Source organism: Superficieibacter sp. BNK-5 (genome assembly GCF_047456055.1).
Lineage (GTDB): Bacteria > Pseudomonadota > Gammaproteobacteria > Enterobacterales > Enterobacteriaceae > Superficieibacter.
Genome location: NZ_CP179893.1, coordinates 690,861 through 713,226, shown reverse-complemented (window position 1 = coordinate 713,226; position 22,366 = coordinate 690,861). Strand labels below are relative to the sequence as shown.

Below are 22,366 nucleotides of genomic sequence, written 5' to 3'. Positions count from 1 at the left end.
CCTGTTTAATTAGCGTTCTTACACAAGGCACAGCAGACAAACTTGGGCCGCACGCTCATTAAGATAGCAAATATTAAATTATTTGTTACATGAATCAGTTAAATATGTGAAGCACAGCGGTTAAATCATATCTTCTAATGAGATCTAATCGGTTGCAAAAAGGAATAGCACGATGAAAAAAATAGGCGTGGTTCTGAGTGGATGCGGCGTTTATGACGGAACAGAAATCCATGAAGCGGTGATTGCCCTGCTGGCGATCGCCCGTAACGGCGCACAAGCGGTCTGCTTTGCACCGGACAAAAACCAGACGGACGTGATCAATCATCTTACCGGCGAAGCGATGGCGGAAAGTCGCAATGTGTTAATTGAGGCAGCGCGTATTGCCAGAGGCGATGTGCAACCGCTGGCGCAGGCACAGGCGGCGGAGCTGGATGCGTTAATCGTCCCCGGTGGTTTTGGCGCAGCGAAAAATCTGAGCAGCTTTGCCGCTCAGGGCGCGGCGTGCCAGGTTGATCACGACCTGCAAGCGCTGGCGCAGGAGATGCATCGTGCCGGTAAGCCACTGGGTTTTATCTGCATTGCGCCTGCCATGCTGCCGAAAATTCTCGCTATTCCGCTGCGCCTCACCATCGGTACCGACATTGATACCGCTGAAGTGCTGGAAGAGATGGGCGCGGAGCATGTGCCGTGTCCGGTGGACGACATCGTGGTGGATGAAGAGAACAAAGTTGTCACTACGCCCGCTTATATGCTGGCGGAAAATATTGCCGAGGCGGCCGCGGGCATTGAAAAACTGGTTACGCGCGTGCTGGTTCTGGCGGAATGAGAAAAGGGCGCTCCTCGCTGTTTGTGTTGCTTCGCCGCGTTGTGATACGCACGATGCTGGCTCTCGTCCTTTTCTGGGGCGGGGGCATTGCCCTGTTCAGCGTCGTTCCGGTACCGTTTTCTGCCGTAATGGCTGAGCGCCAAATCGGTGCCTGGCTGACGGGAGATTTCGGCTATCTGGCTCACTCTGACTGGGTGGATATGGATGATATCTCGCCCTTTATGGGACTGGCAGTCATTGCGGCGGAAGATCAGACCTTCCCCCGGCACTGGGGCTTTGATGTCGCCGCGATTGAAAAAGCGCTGAGCCACAATCAGCGCCATGAAACGCGGATCCGCGGCGCATCAACGCTCTCGCAGCAGACGGCGAAAAATGTGTTTCTGTGGGATGGCCGAAGCTGGCTGCGCAAAGGGCTGGAAGCGGGGCTGACAGTGGGCATTGAAACGGTGTGGAGTAAAAAACGGATCCTGACGGTGTACCTCAACGTGGCTGAATTTGGCAGCGGGGTTTTTGGCGTGGAAGCCGCGGCGCAGCATTATTTCCACAAGCCCGCGAGCAAATTAACGATGTCCGAAGCCGCGCTGCTGGCTGCCGTTCTGCCTAACCCGATTCGCTTTAAAGCCGATGCGCCCTCAGGCTACGTGCGCAGCCGTCAGGCGTGGATTTTGCGCCAGATGCGCCAGTTGGGCGGCGAATCGTTTATGGTTCAAAACAGACTGCACTAAGCCTGATGTGACGTTAGCGTAACGGGCATGCTGCCTTTCTGACTATCATCACAGGTTCCCAGTGCCGCGACCAGCGCGGGCTGCTGCATAAAACGTTCCCATAGCCGCGCCTGCTTACGGTGGCAGAACCAGGCAGACCAGCTGGCCAGCGGAATCAACGTGCTTTCACCAATATTGTCACAGACCACCGGGACTATTTCCGACTCGCTGATCCGGCGGCAGAGAATATTTTGCGGTTTCAGGGTCATGGTAACAATGTGATTATCATGCAAATAACGCTTTAGCGTTTTTAATGCTTCACGCAGCAGGGCTGCATCGTGCTGATAGCGGCACTGGTCGGCAAATGCTTTCAGCGTCACAGAAGGTTTGCCGTCGAAATCCGTGATGATGTCATAGACATACCCCGTACCCAGGTCGGTTTCTACCGTTCCGTAATACTGTGGAATGCCACTCCAGTCCTTAAGATAGCGTGAAAGATGCGCGTAGTAGCGCAGCTCACGCTTAATTTCTTTAAGACCGCTCTGGTCAGCGTTATAGATAATTTTAATGCAGCGTTGAGCATTTTCCGGGTGCGCATAGCACTGGCGGTGCCGTCCGGTCCCCAGCGGGGTTTGGTCAGATAAGTAAATCATAAAGCCGTCCTGAAAATATTTGCTCACACCTCATCAGTATGAATGAGGGACTTAAATGGAACCTCAACGGGCAAGTTAAGGTTTTCTTAAGGTTCACTCCGAACCAAAAAAGAGCACGGAATGTACAAATTTCCACCCTGGCTGCTGACCTGAGAGGCAATTGCAGTCGTCTGGTGTTGCCGGCGCGCCTGTTGAAATCGGCAGCAACCCCTCTGAAAGGCAAGTGAGATAATATTTTTCCTTGGTAGTTTAATAAGCGATTTAAAAAGAGAGAATTGCTAATACAGTATTTTTAATTAAACACAGGATAAGAAATGAGACGTGAGGATGCTATGGCTAGTTACTGAAAATACCGAAGTTTTTCAATAAAAGTACGGAAGCGGATAAATAAATCTGAGCGTTATTTTGATGGTGAATATATTAATGAAAAAACATTGGTGGATATTATATAATTGCCCGCACCTGGCGGGACAGGCAATTAATCTTCGTCAAAACCCGAATTAAATAGCGCGATAACTGCCGCCAGCGCTTCCACTTCCTGCGGACCGGTGGCTTCGATCTCGATCTGGCGTCCTTTAGCGGAATCCAGCATCAGCAACGCAATGACGCTATTGGCCTCCGCCTCCGCGCCTTCATCATTACGCAGCAGCACTTCCGCATCAAAGCCCTGCATCAGTTCAAAAAGCTTCATAGCCGGGCGGGCATGCATACCCAGCTTGTTGGTGATTTCAACAATCTGCTTGACGGTCATTTACGTTTTTCCAGCGTGCGATGGCGGGACTGAACGTTCTTACCGCGCGAGCGGAAATAGTCGGCCAGCTGCTCGGCAATATAGACGGAACGATGTTTACCGCCGGTACAGCCAATCGCCACGGTCAGGTAGCTGCGATTGTTGGTTTCCAGCATCGGCAGCCACAGCTCCAGGTAGCTTCGCGTCTGGTAGATAAAGTTATGCACTTCGGTGTGTCGGTCGAGGAACGCCGCTACAGGTTTATCAAGACCCGTCATCGGACGCAGTTTCGGGTCCCAGTGCGGGTTTGGCAGAAAACGCACGTCGAACACGTAGTCGGCATCAATCGGGATGCCGTGCTTGAAGCCGAAAGACTCAAACACCATCGTCAGTTCACGTTCACGCTTGCCGAGCAGCCGGGTACGCAGCATTTCCGCCAGCTCGTGCACCGACATCTCAGAGGTATCGACGATCAGATCGGCACGCGAGCGCAGCGGTTCCAGCAGATCGCTCTCCTGATCGATAGCGCTCTCCAGCGACAGGTTTTTGCTGGAAAGCGGATGCAGACGACGAGTGTCGCTATAGCGGCGGATCAGCGTGTTGCGATCGGCATCAAGGAACAGAAGCTGCGGTGAAAACGCCTCTGGCAGATTTTGCATCGCCTGCTCAAAAATTTCCGGCGATTCCGGCATATTACGCACGTCGATGCTGACGGCGGCGGACGTTTGACGGTCAACCAGACTTTTCGCCAGTTCAGGCAACAGCACCACGGGCAAGTTATCGACGCAGTAAAAGCCCATATCTTCCAGCGCCCGCAGAGCAACGGATTTTCCCGAGCCTGAGCGACCGCTGACGATCATCAGTACCATGTACCGTTTCTCCTCAGTACAGCAAAGGGTAAAGCAAGATCCCTGCTACACATCATCACTATGTTCAGTTTCGGTGATGATCTGATACAACTCTTCATCACTTTGCGCCGCGCGAAGACGGCGACAAATGGTTTTATCCGCCAGCCGTTTTGCCACCAGCGAGAGGGTATGCAAATGCGTTTTCGTCTGGTCGGCAGGTACCAGCAGGGCAAACAGTAGATCCACCGGCTGATTATCAATGGCATCGAAGGCAATCGGCGTTTCCAGTTGCACAAAGACCCCAACCGCACGCAACGTGTCTTCTTCCAGCTTGCCATGTGGAATGGCGAGGCCATTACCGATACCGGTACTCCCCATCTTTTCACGGGTGAGGATCGCCTCAAAGACTACCTGCGGTGGCAGGCTCAGCTGCTTTGCTGCCAGCTCACTGATAATTTCCAGCGCACGCTTTTTGCTCTGGCAGTGAACGTTACTGCGGGTACATTCCTGGTTAAGGACAGTGCTTAGTTGTAGAGCTGAATCATTATTTATCATAATTTCACCTAAGCGTCGCCTGACGCACTACGTGACATCAGGCGAGCACCGGGACAATCAATGTTGTTTCAGTTTATCTTTATGTTTGGTTAGCTGTCGCGCCAGTTTATCAATTAAACCGTCGATAGCCGCGTACATGTCCTGCCCTTCCGCACTGGCATGAATTTCCCCCCCGTTGACATGCAGGGTGGCATCCGAAATGTGAGTCACTTTCTCCACTTTTAACACAATGTAGACCTGATTGATGCGGTCAAAATACTGCTCCAGCTTAGCAAATTTCGTGCTGACAAAATCGCGGAGTGCGTCAGTAATCTCGACATTGTGTCCAGTGATGTTGAGCTGCATAGTGTCTTCCTTATCGGTTAGGTCACACCAGCTGTTTACGCTGGTTAGACGGCGGAATGGATAAAGACTCTCGATACTTCGCAACGGTGCGGCGTGCCACCATAATCCCCTGATCCGACAGCATGGTCGTTAGCTTGCTGTCGCTCAGCGGTTTGGCGGGATTTTCCGCAGCGATCAACTTTTTCACCAGCGCGCGGATCGCCGTCGACGAGGCTTCGCCGCCGCCTTCGGTATTCACATGGCTGGAGAAAAAATATTTCAGTTCAAAAATGCCTCGCGGACTGTGCAGATACTTCTGGGTGGTCACACGGGAAATGGTGGATTCATGCATCTCGACGGCCTGGGCGATATCGGCCAGCACCATCGGTTTCATATATTCTTCGCCCTGTTCAAAGAACGCCTGCTGCTGCTCGACGATACAGCGGCTGACGCGCAGTAGGGTGTCGTTGCGGCTCTCCAGGCTTTTAATCAGCCATTTCGCTTCCTGAAGATTGCTGCGGATATACTGGTTATCCGCATCGTTACGGGTGCTGCCGCCCATCGCCGCGTAGTGCTGATTGATCTGCAAACGCGGAATGCTGTCGGAATTCAGCTCGACCACCCAGTGACCGCTGACTTTGCGTACCAGCACATCCGGAATGACATATTCCGGCTCGCCGGTCTGGATCGACTGACCCGGACGCGGATCCAGCGACTGAATAAGATTCACCGCCTCTTTCAGCACCTCTTCCTTCAGGCGCGTCACGCGCATCAGAGTGCGAAAATCATGGTTGGCGAGCAGATCGAGATGGTTGCTGATGATCAGTTGCGCTTCGGCGATCCAGGGGGGCGTTTTGGTAAACTGTGAGAGCTGGATTAGCAGGCAGTCGCGCAGATCTTTCGCGGCGACGCCAACCGGATCGAACCGCTGTACGCGCTTTAGCACGGCTTCCACTTCGTCCAGACCGATATCGCCATCACCCATGCTTTCGAGGATGTCTTCAACGGAGATAGTCAGATAACCGGTGTCGTCAACCGCATCGACAATCGAGGTCGCAATCGCGCGATCGGTGTCGGAGAAGGGGGTCAGCTCGACCTGCCACATCAGGTAATCCTGAAGCGACTGGGTGGTTTCGCCCTGATAAACGGGCAGTTCGTCATCCTGATAGTCCACGCCGTTACCGGAAGGGGTGCCGGCGGTGTAGATTTCATCCCAGCTGGCGTCCAGAGGAAGCTCCTCCGGCATATCTTTTTGTTCCAGCGCGTCAACGCTGTCCAGCGCTTCGTTGTCCGGAGATTCTTTGGCGTCTATCTCATCGTGAAGATCGGTTTGCTCAAGCAGTGGATTACTTTCCAGTGCCTGTTGGAGTTCTTGCTGTAATTCCAGCGTCGACAGTTGCAGCAAGCGGATGGCCTGTTGCAGCTGCGGCGTCATGGCAAGCTGTTGACTAAACCTTAATTGCAAACCTTGCTTCATATTCAGAGCGATTTTCTCCCGAGTTGAGATCACTGACTTTTTACACTTCATCCTTCAGGTCGCACCATGAATGAGGAAGTGTCTACACCGTATCAGAGTCTGAAGTCTTCCCCAAGATACACGCGCTTAACTTGTTCGTCTTTAAGGATTTCGTCTGGCGTACCGTGGGCGATCAGATGGCCTTGACTCACGATGTACGCTCGTTCACAGACGGCTAACGTTTCACGCACGTTGTGATCGGTGATCAGAACGCCGAGGCCGCTGTCGCGCAGGTGCTCGATAATGCGTTTGATATCGATAACGGAAATCGGGTCAACGCCCGCAAACGGTTCATCCAGCAGGATAAATTTAGGATTCGCTGCCAGCGCACGGGCGATTTCCACGCGGCGACGTTCACCACCGGAAAGGGCCTGGCCGAGGCTGTCACGCAGATGCTCGATATGAAACTCTTCCATCAGCTCGTTCGCGCGGTCTTCCCGCTGTTCTGAGGTCAGATCGTCGCGAATTTGCAGGACGGCCATCAGGTTATCAAACACGCTGAGGCGGCGGAAAATGGACGCTTCCTGCGGCAAATAACCGATGCCGCGACGCGCACGGGCGTGAAGCGGCAGCAGGCTGATGTCTTCATCGTCGATAATGATATTGCCCGCATCGCGCGAGACGATACCCACGACCATATAGAATGTGGTGGTTTTACCCGCACCGTTAGGGCCAAGTAACCCGACAATCTCACCGGATTTTACGGTCAGACTAACGTCTTCCACCACCCGGCGGCCTTTATAGGCCTTCGCAAGGTTCTTTGCAGTTAATGTTGCCATATTGGATTAGTTACTCTTTTTCTGAGCCGGGGTCTGATTGTTGCTTTTATCTTGCAGTTGCGACGGTACCAGCACGGTGGTGACGCGTTTGCCTTTTTCGCTGAACGCCTGCATTTTCTGCTCTTTCACCAGATAGGTAATTTTGTCGCCTTTAATATTGCTGTCGACCTGCTCAAGGAACGCGTTGCCGGTGAGAACCACGAAATCATTTTGCAGCTCGTAGTGCATCTGCGACGCGCGGCCTTTAACCGGTTTGCCGTTGTCCTGCATCTGGTAGAAGGTTGCCGGATTACCGTAGCCGTCGATCACTTCTTTGCCTTTCTCACCGCCAGGACGGGTAACAACCACTTTTTCGGCATTAAGTTTGATCGTCCCCTGAGTAACGATGACGTTACCGGTGAAGGTGACGATATTGCCCTGCATATCCAGCGACTGCTGATCGGACTCAATATGAATGGGCTGATCGGTATCGCCCGTTTTCGCCAGCGCGGGAAGACTGGCGGCCAGAAGCGCACTGGTCAGTACAAGCTTAAGGCTGAGTTTGTGTGTTTTGGATTTCATATGAGGTTCTAACCTTTTCAATCAGCTCGGCGGTTTTGTTGCGTAAATTTCCGCGCATTTTCAGGCCGCTGGAATTAAATGTCGTGCCGTATAACGTCACTAAATCATCAGAGGTCACATCCTGCGTGATCAGGTTGATTTTGGCGTTATCCGTCGTAATTTTGCGTAGTTGAGCGTCCGGTGTCAGGGCGTTTACCTCAACGTGGCCGTAAAGATACAGCATCCGGTCATTAGTCAGCTTCGCTTTATCCGCTTTTACAGACCAGGTTTCGGTTTTATTGGTGTCATACGTCGTCAGCAGCGGCTGCGTAAACCAGGTAATTGCCTGGTCGGAAAAATACTCCACGTGCTGCGCGATCAGATGATAATTGAGCGCGCCTTCCGGGCTGTATACCACGGTATCGGTATGCTCACTCCGGTAGGTTGGGTCATTTGACGACACCACGCTTTCTCCGGTGTCATCTTTGCTCACCAGATTCACACCGATTAAAATCAGTGCGATCAGCGACAGCAGAAGGATAACCCAACGTCTGGTTTTACTCATATCGATTGCCCTTTGGCTTCATCAAGCTTGCCCTGCGCCAATAGTAGCAAATCGCAGACCTCGCGTACCGCTCCGCGTCCACCGTTAATGCGCGTGATATAATCTGCCCGCGGGATCAACAACGGGTGGGCATCCGCCACCGCAACGCTTAGCCCAATTTCGGCCATCACTGGCCAGTCGATCAGATCGTCGCCCACATAGGCGACCTGATCCGGCGACAGCGCCAGTTTTTCCAGCAGTTCGCGATAGGCCAGCAGTTTATCCGACTGCCCCTGATAAAGATGCGTAATGCCGAGCGTGGCGCAACGGTCTTCTACCAGTTTAGCTTTTCGCCCGGTAATAATGGCAACATCAATACCGGAGGTGAGGGCGCAACGTATGCCGTAGCCGTCACGCACGTTAAACGCCTTTAACTCTTCGCCATTATTGCCCATATAGATCAGCCCGTCGGAAAGCACGCCGTCCACATCAAGGATTAACAGGCGGATTTTTTTTGCCTGCTCCAGCATCTGTGAACTCACCGGCCCATAGCAGGTTGCCACAGAGGCACCAGCATTACTCATTCTTTTATCCTTTCTTACACTACGCCAGCGCGCAGCAAATCATGCATATGTATCACACCCAGCAACTGCTCGCCATCGGCAACCATGACGCAGGTGATGTGACGGGACTGCATCAGGTTCAGCGCATCCACCGCCAGTGTGCCAGGGCGAATACGGATACCGCCCGGCGTCATCACATCGGTAATGTTCAGGCTACGCAAGTCTTCACCATTATCAAAAATACGGCGCAGGTCGCCATCGGTAAAGATGCCTTCGATTTTCATATCATCGCCGCAAATGACCGTCATGCCGAGGTTTTTACGCGTAATCTCCAGCAACGCATCGCGCAGGGAGGCGGATTTCGCCACGCGCGGGATCTCATTGCCGGTGTGCATTATGTCGTTCACCCGCAGCAGCAGTTTGCGACCCAGCGCGCCGCCTGGATGGGAAAGCGCAAAGTCTTCCGCGGTAAAACCACGTGCTTTCAGTAACGCAACGGCCAGCGCATCGCCCATGACCAGTGCGGCGGTCGTGCTGCTGGTCGGCGCGAGGCCCAGCGGGCAGGCTTCACGCGGTACTTTGACGCACAGATGGATATCCGCGGCACGACCCATGCTACTTTCAGGACGGCTGGTCATGCAGATTAACGGCACGCGCAGACGTTTGAGCACCGGGATCAGCGCCAGGATTTCGTTCGACTCGCCCGAGTTTGACAGGGCAATGACGATATCCTGTGGTGTCACCATACCTAAATCACCGTGCGCCGCTTCCCCCGGATGAACAAAGAATGATGAAGTGCCGGTGCTGGCGAACGTTGCCGCCATTTTCCTGCCAATATGGCCGGATTTACCCATGCCCATCACCACGACTTTGCCCGTACAGTGAAAAATGCTCTCGCAGGCCCGACTGAAATCCTCATTAATAAAGCGATCGAGTTCGGTCAGGGCTTCGCGTTCAATCTCCAGCACCTCTTTACCGACCTGCTGAAAGTCAAATCCCGGCGGTAACGCTAATTGCGACATAGTACGTGTCCGTTTTAATCCATAAAAATCGGCGGTGGTCATATAGCAAACTGACCATTCAGTAAAATCCGCCCGTTGAAAGGCTTTGCCTGTCTGTCATTTTCCCGGCAGACGGGCGATTTTAACAATGAATAGCAGAGTACAGCCAGCCCCGGCATAAAAATGCCGTCTATCCTGAAGGGATTGCTGTCATCATTCGCCGTCTTTGTCCGCAAACATACGATTAACAGTAGCGACAATTTGTGTCGCAGGATATCAGAATGCACGGTAAATAGGTGCAGTAAAGCCCCAACAACGGGACGGTTAATGACCAGGAGTAAACCGATTCTTAACGCAGGTGACGTGAAAAGCATCATATCGACTTTCTTCAGGTATAATCCCCGGCTTGCTGCATCAAACTGAAGCGGCATGGAAAAATGGAAAGGTTTCACGGTTTTGACGTTATGTGCCGTCCACGTAAAACGCATATCAGCTTTCACGCCTTCAGCAGGTAAGATTCTGTAAAAATGCTGGGGTTGCGGTTTTATTAAGCTTCATGCTTCCTCCGGGAAGTCTAATGAAAGGAACAATCGATGAGTCAGACTATGGCGAATCTGGTCGACATCAACGGCGTGAGTTTTTCACGAAGCAACCGCCTGATTTTCGACAATATCTCGCTGTCGGTGCCTCGCGGGAAGATCACTGCGATCATGGGACCGTCAGGGATCGGCAAGACGACGCTGTTACGGCTGATCGGCGGCCAGATCCCCCCTGATTCCGGGGAGATCCTCTTTGACGGCGAAAATGTGCCGGATATGTCACGTTCGCGTCTTTATACCGTGCGTAAGCGCATGAGTATGCTGTTTCAGTCTGGCGCACTGTTTACTGACATGAACGTATTCGATAATGTCGCCTATCCGTTGCGCGAACATACGCATTTGCCCGCGTCCTTGCTGAAAAGTACGGTGATGATGAAGCTTGAGGCTGTGGGATTACGCGGAGCGGCTAAACTGATGCCATCAGAACTCTCGGGCGGTATGGCTCGCCGTGCGGCGCTGGCCCGTGCGATTGCGCTGGAGCCGGACCTGATCATGTTCGATGAACCTTTTGTTGGCCAGGACCCTATTACCATGGGCGTACTGGTGGAATTGATTTCTGAACTTAATAGCTCGCTTGGCATTACCTGCATCGTGGTCTCACACGATGTGCCGGAAGTGTTGAGCATTGCTGATGATGCCTGGATCGTGGCGGATAAAAAGATTGTTGCTCACGGTAGCCCGCAGGCGCTACAGGATAACGCTGACCCCAGAGTGCGACAATTTCTGGACGGTATCGCAGACGGCCCGGTGCCGTTCCGCTATCCCGCAGGCGACTATCACCACGATTTACTCGGCACAGGGAGTTAAGCTACTCATGCTGTTAAATGCACTGGCTGCGCTCGGACATCGCGGTATCAAGACGATATCCACCTTCGGGCGCGCCGGGTTAATGTTATTTAATGCTCTGGTCGGCAAGCCAGAGTTCCGCAAACATGCGCCATTGTTAGTGCGCCAGCTTTATAACGTTGGCGTACTGTCGATGGTGATTATTCTGGTTTCCGGTGTTTTTATCGGTATGGTGCTGGGGCTTCAGGGATATCTGGTGCTCACTACCTACGGTGCGGAAACCAGCCTTGGAATGCTGGTAGCGTTGTCGCTGCTGCGCGAACTGGGGCCGGTGGTCGCTGCGTTGCTGTTTGCCGGTCGCGCAGGCTCCGCGCTGACGGCGGAAATTGGCCTGATGCGTGCCACTGAACAGCTCTCGAGCCTGGAGATGATGGCGGTCGATCCGCTGCGCCGGGTGATCTCGCCGCGCTTCTGGGCCGGGGTGATCTCGCTACCGCTGCTGACCATTATTTTTGTCGCGGTGGGCATCTGGGGCGGATCGCTGGTCGGCGTAAGCTGGAAGGGTATTGACGCCGGGTTTTTCTGGTCTGCGATGCATGACGCCGTCGACCTGCGTCTCGATCTGATCAACTGCCTGATTAAAAGCGTCGTGTTCGCTATCACGGTTACATGGATTGCGTTATTTAACGGTTATGACGCCATCCCTACTTCCGCCGGGATAAGCCGGGCAACGACGCGTACTGTTGTTCATGCTTCGCTGGCCGTTCTTGGTCTGGATTTTGTGCTGACTGCACTGATGTTTGGGAATTGAGTTCATGCAAACGAAAAAGAGTGAAATCTGGGTAGGTATCTTTTTGCTGGTTGCGCTGCTGGCGGGACTGTTTATTTGCCTGAAGGCGGCAAACGTCACCTCACTGCGTACCGAACCCACTTATCGCGTTTACGCTACTTTCGATAACATCGGTGGTCTGAAAGCCAGTTCGCCGGTACGTATCGGCGGCGTGGTGATTGGGCGCGTGGCGGACATCACCCTCGATCCAAAAACGTATCTGCCGCGCGTCGCGCTGGATATCGAAGATCGTTATAACGAGATCCCGGATACCAGCTCGCTGGCCATCCGCACTTCCGGCCTGTTGGGTGAGCAGTATCTGGCGCTGAACGTGGGTTTTGAAGACCCGGAGCTGGGAACGTCTATGCTTAAAGAAGGAAGTACGATTCAGGATACGAAGTCCGCGATGGTGCTGGAAGATCTGATCGGACAATTTCTTTACAACAGCAAAGGCAGCGACAATCAGAATACCACCGATGCACCGGCAGCCGCTGACGGCCATACTGATGCCGCTGCCCCCGCAGGTACGACGAATTAATTTCAGGAGAAGCGAGACATGTTCAAACGTTTATTAATGGTCGCAATGCTGGTTATTGCGCCGCTTACGGCAGCCACCGCCGCCGATCAGTCGAATCCTTATAAATTGATGGGCCAGGCCGCGCAAAAAACTTTTGACCGCCTGAAAAATGAGCAGCCTAAAATCCGCTCGAACCCGGACTACCTGCGCGATGTCGTCGATCAGGAACTGCTGCCTTATGTTCAGGTAAAATATGCCGGGGCGCTGGTGCTGGGCCGCTACTACAAAGACGCGACGCCTGCGCAGCGCGAGGCCTATTTTGCCGCGTTCCGTGAGTATCTGAAACAGGCTTACGGTCAGGCGCTGGCGATGTATCACGGTCAGTCTTATCAAATCGCGCCGGAACAGCCGCTGGGCGACGCGACGATCGTACCTATCCGCGTAACCATTGTTGATCCGAACGGTCGTCCGCCGGTACGCCTGGATTTCCAGTGGCGTAAAAACTCCCAGACCGGAAACTGGCAGGCGTATGACATGATTGCTGAAGGCGTTAGCATGATCACCACCAAACAGAACGAGTGGAGCGATCTGCTGCGCACGAAAGGTATTGATGGTTTGACTGCCCAGCTTCAGTCGATTTCTCGTCAGAAAATTACTCTGGATGAGAAGAAATAATGACGCAGGTACTCAGCTGGACACGGGACGGTGACAGGCTGGCGTTAGTGGGTGAACTGGATCAGGACGTGCTTAATCCGCTGTGGGATGCGCGCGAGGAGGCGATGCGCGGCGTTACATGCATCGACCTGAGCCAGATTTCCCGCGTTGATACTGGTGGACTGGCGCTGCTCATCCACCTGGTTGCTCTGGCCAAACAGCAGGGCAACACCGTTTCACTCGACGGCGTTAACGAGAAGGTTTACACCCTGGCACAGCTTTATAATCTGCCGGACGATGTTCTGCCTCGTTAGCATTATCAGTCCGTTAAATCCGATAGCCTCGCCTGTTTTACCTGCGAGGCTTTTTGCTATTTAAGACAGCGCCACTTTGCTCTAAGATGTTGGGCTGTTTTACTACCAGATGATACTAGAGCCCATGGAAAATCATGAAATTCAGACCGTGCTGATGAACGCACTCTCTCTTACGGAAGTCCACGTTTCCGGCGATGGCAGCCACTTTCAGGTGATTGCCGTGGGTGAGCTTTTTGACGGCATGAGCCGGGTTAAGAAGCAACAAACGATTTACGCGCCGCTGATGGAATATATTGCGGATAACCGCATTCATGCGCTGTCGATCAAAGCGTATACGCCGCAAGAATGGGCGCGCGATCGCAAACTAAACGGTTTTTAAGCTGCGGGCGAAAGCCTGTAGTGACACAAATTGCTGACAGCGCTCCCTGCTGGCCAGTCACCGGGCTACATCATCGTTGATATCCAGGCCGGGTAAGCGCAGCGCCAACCGGCAAAAAGCATAGCGGTGTTATTAGCCTTATCAACGAATTTAAAAGAGACACGATCAATGGATAAATTTCGAGTTCAGGGGCCTACCCGGCTTCAGGGCGAGGTCACCATTTCTGGTGCCAAAAATGCGGCTCTGCCGATCCTCTTCGCCGCACTGCTGGCAGAAGATCCGGTTGAGATCCAGAACGTACCGAAGCTAAAAGACGTCGATACCTCAATGAAGCTGCTCAGCCAGCTGGGGGCAAAAGTGGAGCGTAACGGCTCCGTTCATATTGATGCGGGTGACGTCAATGTGTTCTGTGCGCCTTACGATCTGGTGAAAACCATGCGCGCTTCTATCTGGGCGCTGGGTCCGCTGGTGGCACGTTTTGGTCAGGGCCAGGTGTCTTTGCCGGGCGGCTGTACCATCGGGGCACGTCCGGTCGATCTGCATATTACCGGCCTGGAACAACTGGGCGCGACCATCAAGCTGGAAGAGGGCTATGTGAAGGCTTCCGTTGAGGGTCGTCTGAAAGGCGCGCACATCGTTATGGACAAAGTTAGCGTCGGCGCGACCGTGACCATTATGTCGGCGGCTACGCTGGCAGAAGGTACAACGGTAATTGAAAACGCCGCGCGCGAGCCGGAAATTGTTGATACCGCCAACTTCCTTAACACCCTGGGCGCGAAAATTACCGGTCAGGGCACCGATCGTATCACTATCGACGGCGTCGCTCGCCTCGGTGGCGGCGTATACCGCGTTCTGCCGGACCGTATTGAAACCGGGACCTTCCTGGTGGCGGCAGCGATTTCCGGCGGTAAAATCGTTTGTCGTGGCGCGCAGCCAGCAACCCTCGATGCGGTGCTGGCGAAACTGCGTGAAGCGGGCGCGGACATCGAAACCGGCGAAGACTGGATTAGCCTGGATATGCACGGCCAGCGCCCGAAAGGGGTTAACGTGCGTACCGCGCCGCATCCGGGTTTCCCGACCGACATGCAGGCACAGTTTACGCTGCTGAACCTGGTGGCTGAAGGCACGGGTGTGATCACAGAAACGGTCTTCGAAAACCGCTTTATGCACATTCCGGAACTGATCCGTATGGGCGCGCGGGCGGAAATCGAGAGCAATACCGCCATTTGTCATGGCGTGGCGCAGCTTTCCGGTGCGCAGGTGATGGCGACCGATCTGCGTGCCTCCGCAAGCCTGGTACTGGCGGGGTGTATTGCTGAAGGCACAACGGTTGTCGATCGTATTTATCATATCGATCGTGGCTATGAGTGCATTGAAGACAAATTGCGCGCGCTGGGCGCGAAGATTGAACGGGTGAAGGGCGAGTAATTCACGACATCCTGCGCAGCCCCTGCGGGGGGCTGCGGCAAGATTACTTTTTGCGTCTTGGTCGACGCATCAGGGTGGTTCTGTCGATAAACGCGTGCGTAACGGGATCGTGATAGCGGGAAGGCCATACTACCCACGGCTCTGTGCCCAGCGCTTTAGCGATAAGCAATTCTCCCTTTGGCCATGGCCTTGCCAGCGTATTGGCCAGCGTGGAAGAACTTAACCCGTTTTCACGCGATACTGCCGCCATTGATGTCCCTCTTTTGTGCAGTCCGGCGATGATATCTGCCGGATGCCAGTCAATGAACTTCTCCATAATATCTCCCTGTGAATGTCGTCTAAGCATCAACACGATCAGCGACAGGACTACTATAACTTCAGGTAAGATAGAGTTCTAAAAAGTTCGAGTAAATAACTTTAAATTCAGAATATATTTAGATTTCTGGCAGGCATCGGGGGTTTTAAGGGTTTACTGGAATTTTCCCGCGCTTTTGCGCGGGAGAGATTAATGGTCGCGTTGAACAGCCATGTGCGCGAGAGCAATCAGCGCTTCACGCCACGGATTATCGGGAATGACCTGGAGGGCAGCAATGGCTTTATCCGCTTCTTCTTCCGCACGCTGACGCGTCCACTCCAGCGATCCGCAGGCCGCCATCGTTTCCAGCACCGGCTCAAGCAGATGACGACCGTTACCCTGTTCAATGGCTGAACGGATCATCGCTGCCTGCTCAGGGTTACCATGTTGCATTGCATGTAGCAGTGGCAGCGTAGGTTTACCTTCGTTGAGATCGTCGCCAACATTTTTCCCCAGCGTCTCGCCATCGGCGCTGTAATCCAGCAGATCGTCAATCAGCTGGAAGGCCGTTCCGAGATAGCGGCCATAATCCTGCAACCCGCGTTCTTCTTCCGGCGTACAACCGGCCAGAATACCGGAGCATTGCGATGCTGCTTCAAACAGGCGAGCCGTTTTGCTGTAGATCACGCGCATATAATTTTCTTCGCTGATGTCCGGATCGTTGACGTTCATCAATTGCAGGACTTCACCTTCGGCAATGACGTTAACCGCTTCGGACATGATATCCAGCACTTTCAGCGAGCCGAGGCGGGTCATCATCTGGAAGGCGCGGGTATAGATAAAATCGCCGACCAGCACGCTGGCAGCGTTACCGAACGCGGCGTTGGCCGTCGCTTTGCCACGGCGCATGTCGGATTCATCCACCACATCGTCATGAAGCAGGGTCGCGGTGTGGATAAACTCGATTAATGCCGCGACCGTGATGTGGGCATCGCCCTGATAGCCCACGGCGCGTGCGGCCAGGACTGCAATCATCGGACGGATACGTTTTCCGCCGCCGCTGACGATGTAATGTCCCAACTGGTTGATCAGCAGTACATCTGAGGTGAGCTGCTCAAGAATGGTTGCATTGACACCCGCCATATCCTGCGCGGTTAACTCATTGATTTTATCTAAATTCATCGCAAAAGCCGGGCTTAATGTCCTGTTTACCACATGTCAAAATGGGATAACAAAGGTTTAATGATGGAATAGTAGTGTGGATTGTACTGTAAAAATGCGCCAGAGAAACGTTGTCGTGATGGTTGTGTTTTTTTTCTGCATGGAGTGATGATCGTACTTGTCAAAGGCTCGCGTTTTGCGTAATATTCGCGCCCTATTGTGAATATTTATAGCGCACTCTGTATCACACAAAGATGTGCGCGAAAGCGGAGTTTTTTATGTACGCGGTTTTCCAAAGTGGTGGTAAACAACACCGAGTAAGCGAAGGTCAAACCATTCGCCTGGAAAAGCTGGACATCGCAACTGGCGAAGCTGTTGAGTTCGCTGAAGTTCTGATGATCGCAAACGGTGAAGATGTCAAAATCGGCGTTCCTTTCGTTGATGGCGGCGTAATCAAAGCTGAAGTTGTTGCTCACGGTCGTGGCGAGAAAGTTAAAATCGTTAAGTTTCGTCGTCGTAAACACTATCGTAAGCAGCAGGGCCATCGTCAGTGGTTCACTGATGTGAAAATTACTGGCATCAGCGCCTAAGACCTGAGGAGAGATTTAAATGGCACATAAAAAGGCTGGCGGCTCGACTCGTAACGGTCGCGATTCAGAAGCTAAACGTCTGGGCGTAAAACGCTTTGGCGGCGAAGCAGTTCTGGCAGGTAGCATCATCGTTCGTCAACGTGGTACTAAATTCCACGCTGGCACCAACGTTGGTTGCGGCCGTGACCACACTCTGTTTGCTAAAGCAGACGGTAAAGTGAAATTCGAAGTTAAAGGCCCGAAAAACCGTAAGTACATCAGCATCGTTGCTGAGTAAGTTTCTCGTGGTCCGGTAACGGATTAAAGCCCCGCAACGTGTTGCGGGGCTTTTTACATTCGACGGCCGGTAAATATGCTCGTGAAGCCGCACCAGCGGAAAACGAGCCATTGCAGGGAAAACGGGCATGAAGCAACAGGCAGGCATTGGTATTGTTCTGGCGCTCACCACAGCTATGTGTTGGGGAGCGTTACCGATAGCAATGAAGCAGGTGCTGGAAGTGATGGAACCGCCCACCGTGGTGTTTTATCGCTTTTTGATGGCGGCGATTGGGCTGGGCATCATTCTGGCCTGCAAGGGACGATTGCCTTCTGTGCAGTTATTCCGTAAACCACGCTGGCTGCTACTGCTGATTATCGCGACCTGTGGGCTGGCGGGTAATTTCATCCTGTTCAGTTCTTCCCTGCAATATTTAAGTCCGACCGCCTCACAGGTGATCGGCCAGCTTTCCCCCGTCGGCATGATGGTCGCCAGCGTGGTGGTCCTGAAAGAGAAAATGCGCGGTACCCAGGTTTTTGGCGCAATTATGCTGCTAAGCGGGCTGGGCATGTTTTTTAATACCAGCCTGGTAGAAATCTTTACCCGTCTGACGGACTACACCTGGGGCGTTATTTTCGGCGTGGCGGCGGCCTCGGTATGGGTCACTTACGGCGTGGCACAGAAAGTGTTATTACGTCGTCTGGCATCACCGCAGATCCTGCTTTTATTGTACATTTTGTGTACAATGGTGTTATTGCCGTTGGCGAAGCCTGGGGTGATAACGCAATTAAGCCACTGGCAACTGCTGTGTCTGCTCTTTTGCGGGCTTAACACCCTGGTGGGCTATGGTGCGCTTGCAGAAGCCATGGCGCGCTGGCAGGCGGCACAGGTTAGCGCATTGATTACCCTGACGCCGTTATTTACCCTGTTATTTTCAGATTTATTATCACTGGCCTGGCCCGATTTCTTCGCCAGACCGATGTTAAACCTTTTAGGTTATCTCGGTGCGTTTGTCGTGGTTGCGGGCGCGATGTATTCCGCCATTGGTCATCGTCTGTGGGGGCGGTGGCGTAAGCGTGATTATCCCGCTCAGGCGAATGATTTACGGAGAGTAAAATGAAGTTTGTTGATGAAGCATCCATCCTGGTAGTTGCAGGTGACGGCGGCAATGGTTGCGTGAGCTTCCGCCGCGAAAAATATATTCCCAAGGGCGGGCCGGATGGTGGTGACGGCGGTGACGGCGGTGATGTCTGGCTGGAAGCGGACGAAAACCTTAACACGCTGATCGACTACCGTTTTGAAAAGTCTTTTCGCGCTGAGCGTGGCGAGAATGGTCAGAGCCGCGACTGTACCGGTAAACGGGGCAAAGACGTCTCGATTAAAGTGCCGGTAGGGACTCGCGTTATCGATCAGGGCACCGGCGAGACGATGGGCGATATGACCAAACATGGTCAGCGTCTGATGGTCGCCAAAGGCGGCTGGCACGGCCTCGGCAACACCCGTTTTAAATCCTCGGTCAACCGTACGCCACGTCAGAAAACGATGGGGACACCGGGCGACAAGCGTGATTTACAGCTGGAATTGATGCTGCTGGCGGATGTGGGCATGCTGGGTATGCCGAACGCCGGTAAATCGACCTTTATCCGCGCGGTATCCGCAGCGAAGCCGAAAGTCGCGGATTATCCGTTTACTACGCTGGTACCCAGCCTTGGTGTGGTCCGTATGGACACCGAGAAGAGCTTCGTGGTTGCTGACATTCCAGGGCTTATCGAAGGCGCGGCGGAAGGTGCCGGGCTGGGTATTCGCTTCCTGAAGCACCTTGAGCGTTGCCGCGTGCTATTACATCTCATCGATATCGATCCGATTGACGGTTCCGATCCGGTGGAGAACGCCCGCATCATTATCGGCGAGCTGGAAAAATACAGCGAAAGCCTGGCCTCTAAACCACGCTGGCTGGTGTTTAACAAAATTGACCTGCTGGATAAAGCGGAAGCCGAAGAGAAGGCGAAAGCGATCGCTGAGGCGTTGGGTTGGGAAGATAAATTCTACCTCATCTCTGCTGCCAGCCAGACCGGCGTGAAAGATCTCTGCTGGGATGTGATGACCTTCATCATCGAAAATCCGATTACGCAGGCGCAGGAAGAGAAGCAGCCGGAAAAAGTCGAGTTCATGTGGGACGATTATCATCGCCAGCAGCTTGAAGAAGCCGCTGTTGAGGACGATGACGAAGAGTGGGATGACGACTGGGACGAAGACGACGAAGAAGGCGTTGAGTTCATTTATAAGCGTTAATGATTAGTGCCATAAACCCTTCCCAGGGAGTTGCTCCTGGGAGGGGATATTTAAGTGTTTTATAAAGCTCAACTATAAATAACAATAAAAATGCATTATTTTTAGTGAAGATTTTTTTATAAGTCATTCACTGGGTGTATTGAATTTGGTTATGTATTCTCAATTTATATAAATAGAGGGATCACATAACTGATTTTATTAATAAAATCCTAAAAAATGTCTCCAGTGTAGGATACTCTGATATTTAGCAGTAAACTTTCTTCCTTACCCAGACGTGAGCAATACGTCGGATGTCTTTAAGGAAGAAAGGATAATGTCTTTTTATTTTCTCGGTTTCTCTTTTCTCTGTCTGGTATTGTCAGTTATCTTGTTACGTTACAAGGCTAAACGGACTATTTCTTTATTGTGTTTATTTTTTTTAGCATCTGCTATAACCGTTTTTTTAAATTCGTTTTGGATCGTATGTCAGCGATTTACAGGGGACGGTGTTAACCAGTCAGTGCTTTATACATTGGGTAACTCTCTTGAAGGTGCCGATTTCAGCGACTTTGTCATACCCATAACGCTGGCTATCATAGGCAGTGGGGCTGTTTTTGTTCTGCTTTACTTGCTGCTTTGTTACAAGCTTCCGATACGAAAACGACATAGTCTGTACTCTGTGCTGGCCTGTTTACTCGTTGTGGTTTCCGTGCTCACCTCGCCGACCATTCCACAGATTAGTGGTAGCACCCTGTCATTAAAAACGATAGATGGCTCTGATTTCAACAAATACTATGTTAAACAAGAGTCTATTATTGATAACCCTAAATATAATTTGGTGTATATATATGGGGAGAGTCTGGAAAGAACATACTTTGATGAAACGATTTTCCCTAATTTACTTCCCGATTTGAATGACATAAGAAAAAATAGCCTGGATTATTCAAATACACAACAAATGCCCGCGACAGATTTTACTATTGCTGGAATTGTCGCTTCGCAGTGCGGTATACCATTATTTAAACCTACGGCTTTTAGCGATACCAATGTGGTGAGTAGCTTTTATCCAACGGCTATTTGCCTTGGAGATATTTTAAAAAAATCGGGTTATGAAAATTGGTTTTATCAGGGGGCAAACCTACTTTTCGCAGATAAAGATGCATTTTTCAGAACGCATGGAATTAGCCACATTTGGGGACTGGCTGAGTCTGGTATGCAGGATGATTTCTCAATTCAAAACAACTGGGGCCTCTATGATAATATCGTATTGGATAAAGCCTGGGATAAATATAAAGAGCTGGCGGCTTCTGGTAAACGTTTTGCGCTCTTCACTCTAACTCTTGATACGCATCCGCCAAGAGGTTATATCTCCCCCGGTTGTAAAAAGAATAATTATCACATGGGGGGTGAAAAAGTAGATGCACTTAGCGCAGTGCTCTGTAGCCAGGAGGATATTGCACGTTTTGTTAACAGGATTCAGTCATCGCCCTGGGCGAAAAACACCATCATCGTAGTTTCTTCCGATCATCTGGCCATGCCTAATATGGCTGTCGCGGTTGATTATTTGAATAAGCATAACCGTCGCGATCTTTTTTTCATATTGGGTGATAGCATAAAACCAGCTATTCAAAACCAGGGGCGAAGCCCGCTTGATAATGGTGCCACTGTTCTGGAAGTATTGGGGGGCGCGCGCGCGATTGGTTTAGGGCGAAGTTCATTAAGTGAAAAGTCACTCTTTGAGACTATTAACGATTTCCAGAGTAAACTTTATGCATGGGGTGACAGTATTCGTGCTTTGTGGGGGAACCCTAAACATATCGATCATTTTGTTGTTGATGTTAGCAAGAAAAAACTCTCCTTTGACGGCTTTTCTTACAATTTACCGGTAGTGTTCGAAATTAAGCCGGATCAAGTTTTACCTGTCGTTGATGATGAAGGTAAAAAAAGTTCACTACGGACAGCATTGGCGTATTTACCTGAGGGGGCGCAATTCCTTTGGGTTGATAAGTGCTTCCTTGCTGGCAATATCTGGAAATCTAGCCTTGCGCTTTCTACAGACTGGTGCGTTACTCAGGGTAGGACCGGTGGAAATGTCAGCGTCGAGAAAATCGATAGTGAGATATATAAAGGAATCGTTACTGACGATCATCAACCTACGAACACAGCACGTTATCGTAGGGATCAAATGCAATTGCAGATTGCACCAGAGGATATCAGATACTCATCTGACTCGTTTAAACTTGCGCTGGAAGGGCAGCCTCATTTTATTGAAAATATGATGGGGTTAAGCTACCAGGAGCCATGGGGACGCTGGTCAGATGCTTTAATGGCACCGTCGGTCTTGTTGCTTTATAGATATCCATTTCCACAAGAATTTGACGTGGTGATTAAAGCTAAAGCTTTTGGTGGGAATGTGAACAAACCAATCGCAGTAAAGATTGGTGACCAGACACAATATGCGAGTTTCGGCAGCGAACCTACAACAGTTAAACTTCACTTTACCGGCGATATGTATACACGCTTAATGACTATTACTCCGCCAGAACCACAATTGAGCCGTCAGGGCAGCATACTGGGATCGTCCAGCGTTTCTCCTGTCCGTAAGTTAGGTATAGGGCTTATAGAGTTAGAAATTGTACCAGTGGTGGAAAAGACGCTAAAAAATTGAAGATTGCCGGGAGCCAGCATATTTACGCTTAAACAA

Annotated in this window: 28 protein-coding genes; 14 read left to right on the top strand and 14 right to left on the bottom strand. The window is 51.9% G+C overall.

What is annotated here, in order from left to right; translation table 11 throughout:
* Nucleotides 1-172 precede the first annotated feature (172 nt).
* The gene (elbB, locus tag ACMGGS_RS03480) at nucleotides 173-826 is read left to right on the top strand and encodes an isoprenoid biosynthesis glyoxalase ElbB (protein ID WP_414165059.1); all 654 of its coding nucleotides are present in this window, start codon (nucleotides 173-175) and stop codon (nucleotides 824-826) included.
* Entirely contained in the window at nucleotides 823-1,551 is a 729-nt protein-coding gene (gene mtgA, locus ACMGGS_RS03475) for a monofunctional biosynthetic peptidoglycan transglycosylase (RefSeq protein WP_414165058.1), read from the top strand. The genes elbB and mtgA overlap by 4 nt, the downstream gene beginning before the upstream one ends.
* Here the strand turns inward: mtgA and yrbL are convergent.
* The 12 genes from yrbL to ACMGGS_RS03415 form a co-directional block, all read right to left on the bottom strand.
* Entirely contained in the window at nucleotides 1,548-2,183 is a 636-nt protein-coding gene (gene yrbL, locus ACMGGS_RS03470) for a PhoP regulatory network protein YrbL (protein WP_176918072.1), read from the bottom strand. The two genes, mtgA and yrbL, sit on opposite strands and share 4 nt — an antisense overlap.
* Before the next feature lie 478 nt (nucleotides 2,184-2,661).
* A complete protein-coding gene (npr, locus tag ACMGGS_RS03465) occupies nucleotides 2,662-2,934 on the bottom strand; it encodes a PTS phosphocarrier protein NPr (RefSeq protein ID WP_176918071.1) in 273 nt (90 codons plus the stop codon).
* Nucleotides 2,931-3,782: an RNase adapter RapZ gene (rapZ, locus tag ACMGGS_RS03460; RefSeq protein ID WP_176918070.1), complete on the bottom strand. Its 852-nt coding sequence runs from the start codon at nucleotides 3,780-3,782 to the stop codon at nucleotides 2,931-2,933. Before rapZ ends, npr begins: the two co-directional genes overlap by 4 nt.
* Nucleotides 3,783-3,827: 45 nt before the next feature.
* Nucleotides 3,828-4,316: a PTS IIA-like nitrogen regulatory protein PtsN gene (gene ptsN, locus ACMGGS_RS03455; protein ID WP_176918069.1), complete on the bottom strand. Its 489-nt coding sequence runs from the start codon at nucleotides 4,314-4,316 to the stop codon at nucleotides 3,828-3,830.
* Nucleotides 4,317-4,373: 57 nt separating this feature from the next.
* Entirely contained in the window at nucleotides 4,374-4,661 is a 288-nt protein-coding gene (gene hpf, locus ACMGGS_RS03450; RefSeq protein ID WP_176918068.1) for a ribosome hibernation promoting factor, read from the bottom strand.
* Nucleotides 4,662-4,683: 22 nt separating this feature from the next.
* Entirely contained in the window at nucleotides 4,684-6,117 is a 1,434-nt protein-coding gene (rpoN, locus tag ACMGGS_RS03445; RefSeq protein WP_414165057.1) for an RNA polymerase factor sigma-54, read from the bottom strand.
* Nucleotides 6,118-6,209: 92 nt separating this feature from the next.
* Nucleotides 6,210-6,935 carry an LPS export ABC transporter ATP-binding protein gene (lptB, locus tag ACMGGS_RS03440; protein WP_103676736.1) on the bottom strand — a complete coding sequence of 242 codons (726 nt, stop codon included), beginning with the start codon at nucleotides 6,933-6,935 and terminating at the stop codon, nucleotides 6,210-6,212.
* Between the two features lie 6 nt (nucleotides 6,936-6,941).
* Nucleotides 6,942-7,496: a lipopolysaccharide ABC transporter substrate-binding protein LptA gene (gene lptA / locus ACMGGS_RS03435; protein WP_414165056.1), complete on the bottom strand. Its 555-nt coding sequence runs from the start codon at nucleotides 7,494-7,496 to the stop codon at nucleotides 6,942-6,944.
* Nucleotides 7,465-8,040 carry an LPS export ABC transporter periplasmic protein LptC gene (lptC, locus tag ACMGGS_RS03430; RefSeq protein WP_414165055.1) on the bottom strand — a complete coding sequence of 192 codons (576 nt, stop codon included), beginning with the start codon at nucleotides 8,038-8,040 and terminating at the stop codon, nucleotides 7,465-7,467. The genes lptA and lptC overlap by 32 nt, the downstream gene beginning before the upstream one ends.
* Nucleotides 8,037-8,603 (bottom strand): 3-deoxy-manno-octulosonate-8-phosphatase KdsC, encoded by a 567-nt coding sequence (kdsC, locus tag ACMGGS_RS03425; RefSeq protein WP_176918064.1) that lies wholly within the window; start codon nucleotides 8,601-8,603, stop codon nucleotides 8,037-8,039. Before kdsC ends, lptC begins: the two co-directional genes overlap by 4 nt.
* Before the next feature lie 14 nt (nucleotides 8,604-8,617).
* Nucleotides 8,618-9,604, bottom strand: a complete 987-nt coding sequence (gene kdsD / locus ACMGGS_RS03420) for an arabinose-5-phosphate isomerase KdsD (RefSeq protein WP_414165054.1) — start codon at nucleotides 9,602-9,604, stop codon at nucleotides 8,618-8,620.
* Nucleotides 9,605-9,642: 38 nt separating this feature from the next.
* The gene (locus ACMGGS_RS03415; RefSeq protein ID WP_414165053.1) at nucleotides 9,643-10,083 is read right to left on the bottom strand and encodes a hypothetical protein; all 441 of its coding nucleotides are present in this window, start codon (nucleotides 10,081-10,083) and stop codon (nucleotides 9,643-9,645) included.
* Between the two features lie 93 nt (nucleotides 10,084-10,176).
* Here ACMGGS_RS03415 and mlaF point away from each other — a divergent pair, with 93 nt between their 5' ends.
* From mlaF to murA, 7 genes are all read left to right on the top strand, one after another.
* Complete coding sequence (gene mlaF / locus ACMGGS_RS03410; RefSeq protein ID WP_414165052.1) at nucleotides 10,177-10,989, top strand: phospholipid ABC transporter ATP-binding protein MlaF; 813 nt, start codon at nucleotides 10,177-10,179, stop codon at nucleotides 10,987-10,989.
* A gap of 7 nt (nucleotides 10,990-10,996) precedes the next feature.
* A complete protein-coding gene (gene mlaE / locus ACMGGS_RS03405; RefSeq protein ID WP_176918061.1) occupies nucleotides 10,997-11,779 on the top strand; it encodes a lipid asymmetry maintenance ABC transporter permease subunit MlaE in 783 nt (260 codons plus the stop codon).
* A gap of 4 nt (nucleotides 11,780-11,783) precedes the next feature.
* Entirely contained in the window at nucleotides 11,784-12,335 is a 552-nt protein-coding gene (gene mlaD / locus ACMGGS_RS03400) for an outer membrane lipid asymmetry maintenance protein MlaD (protein ID WP_414165051.1), read from the top strand.
* A gap of 18 nt (nucleotides 12,336-12,353) precedes the next feature.
* The gene (mlaC, locus tag ACMGGS_RS03395) at nucleotides 12,354-12,989 is read left to right on the top strand and encodes a phospholipid-binding protein MlaC (RefSeq protein ID WP_176918059.1); all 636 of its coding nucleotides are present in this window, start codon (nucleotides 12,354-12,356) and stop codon (nucleotides 12,987-12,989) included.
* Complete coding sequence (gene mlaB, locus ACMGGS_RS03390) at nucleotides 12,989-13,282, top strand: lipid asymmetry maintenance protein MlaB (RefSeq protein WP_414165050.1); 294 nt, start codon at nucleotides 12,989-12,991, stop codon at nucleotides 13,280-13,282. Before mlaC ends, mlaB begins: the two co-directional genes overlap by 1 nt.
* A 124-nt stretch (nucleotides 13,283-13,406) precedes the next feature.
* Complete coding sequence (ibaG, locus tag ACMGGS_RS03385; protein WP_103676726.1) at nucleotides 13,407-13,661, top strand: BolA family iron metabolism protein IbaG; 255 nt, start codon at nucleotides 13,407-13,409, stop codon at nucleotides 13,659-13,661.
* A 168-nt stretch (nucleotides 13,662-13,829) separates the two neighbouring features.
* Nucleotides 13,830-15,089, top strand: coding sequence for a UDP-N-acetylglucosamine 1-carboxyvinyltransferase (murA, locus tag ACMGGS_RS03380; protein ID WP_176918057.1), 1,260 nt, complete (start codon nucleotides 13,830-13,832; stop codon nucleotides 15,087-15,089).
* Between the two features lie 43 nt (nucleotides 15,090-15,132).
* Here murA and sfsB read toward each other — a convergent pair whose 3' ends face one another.
* Nucleotides 15,133-15,408: a DNA-binding transcriptional regulator SfsB gene (gene sfsB / locus ACMGGS_RS03375; RefSeq protein ID WP_176918086.1), complete on the bottom strand. Its 276-nt coding sequence runs from the start codon at nucleotides 15,406-15,408 to the stop codon at nucleotides 15,133-15,135.
* Nucleotides 15,409-15,594: 186 nt separating this feature from the next.
* Entirely contained in the window at nucleotides 15,595-16,566 is a 972-nt protein-coding gene (ispB, locus tag ACMGGS_RS03370; RefSeq protein WP_414165049.1) for an octaprenyl diphosphate synthase, read from the bottom strand.
* Between the two features lie 257 nt (nucleotides 16,567-16,823).
* Between ispB and rplU the strand changes: the two genes are divergently transcribed.
* From rplU to opgB, 5 genes are all read left to right on the top strand, one after another.
* Nucleotides 16,824-17,135: a 50S ribosomal protein L21 gene (gene rplU, locus ACMGGS_RS03365; RefSeq protein WP_176918055.1), complete on the top strand. Its 312-nt coding sequence runs from the start codon at nucleotides 16,824-16,826 to the stop codon at nucleotides 17,133-17,135.
* Nucleotides 17,136-17,154: 19 nt separating this feature from the next.
* Nucleotides 17,155-17,412: a 50S ribosomal protein L27 gene (gene rpmA / locus ACMGGS_RS03360; RefSeq protein WP_000940593.1), complete on the top strand. Its 258-nt coding sequence runs from the start codon at nucleotides 17,155-17,157 to the stop codon at nucleotides 17,410-17,412.
* Nucleotides 17,413-17,539: 127 nt separating this feature from the next.
* Nucleotides 17,540-18,511, top strand: a complete 972-nt coding sequence (locus tag ACMGGS_RS03355) for a DMT family transporter (RefSeq protein ID WP_194207092.1) — start codon at nucleotides 17,540-17,542, stop codon at nucleotides 18,509-18,511.
* Entirely contained in the window at nucleotides 18,508-19,683 is a 1,176-nt protein-coding gene (gene cgtA / locus ACMGGS_RS03350; protein ID WP_176918053.1) for an Obg family GTPase CgtA, read from the top strand. Before ACMGGS_RS03355 ends, cgtA begins: the two co-directional genes overlap by 4 nt.
* Nucleotides 19,684-19,996: 313 nt before the next feature.
* The gene (gene opgB / locus ACMGGS_RS03345; RefSeq protein WP_414165048.1) at nucleotides 19,997-22,330 is read left to right on the top strand and encodes a phosphatidylglycerol--membrane-oligosaccharide glycerophosphotransferase; all 2,334 of its coding nucleotides are present in this window, start codon (nucleotides 19,997-19,999) and stop codon (nucleotides 22,328-22,330) included.
* The last annotated feature ends 36 nt before the right edge of the window (nucleotides 22,331-22,366 follow it).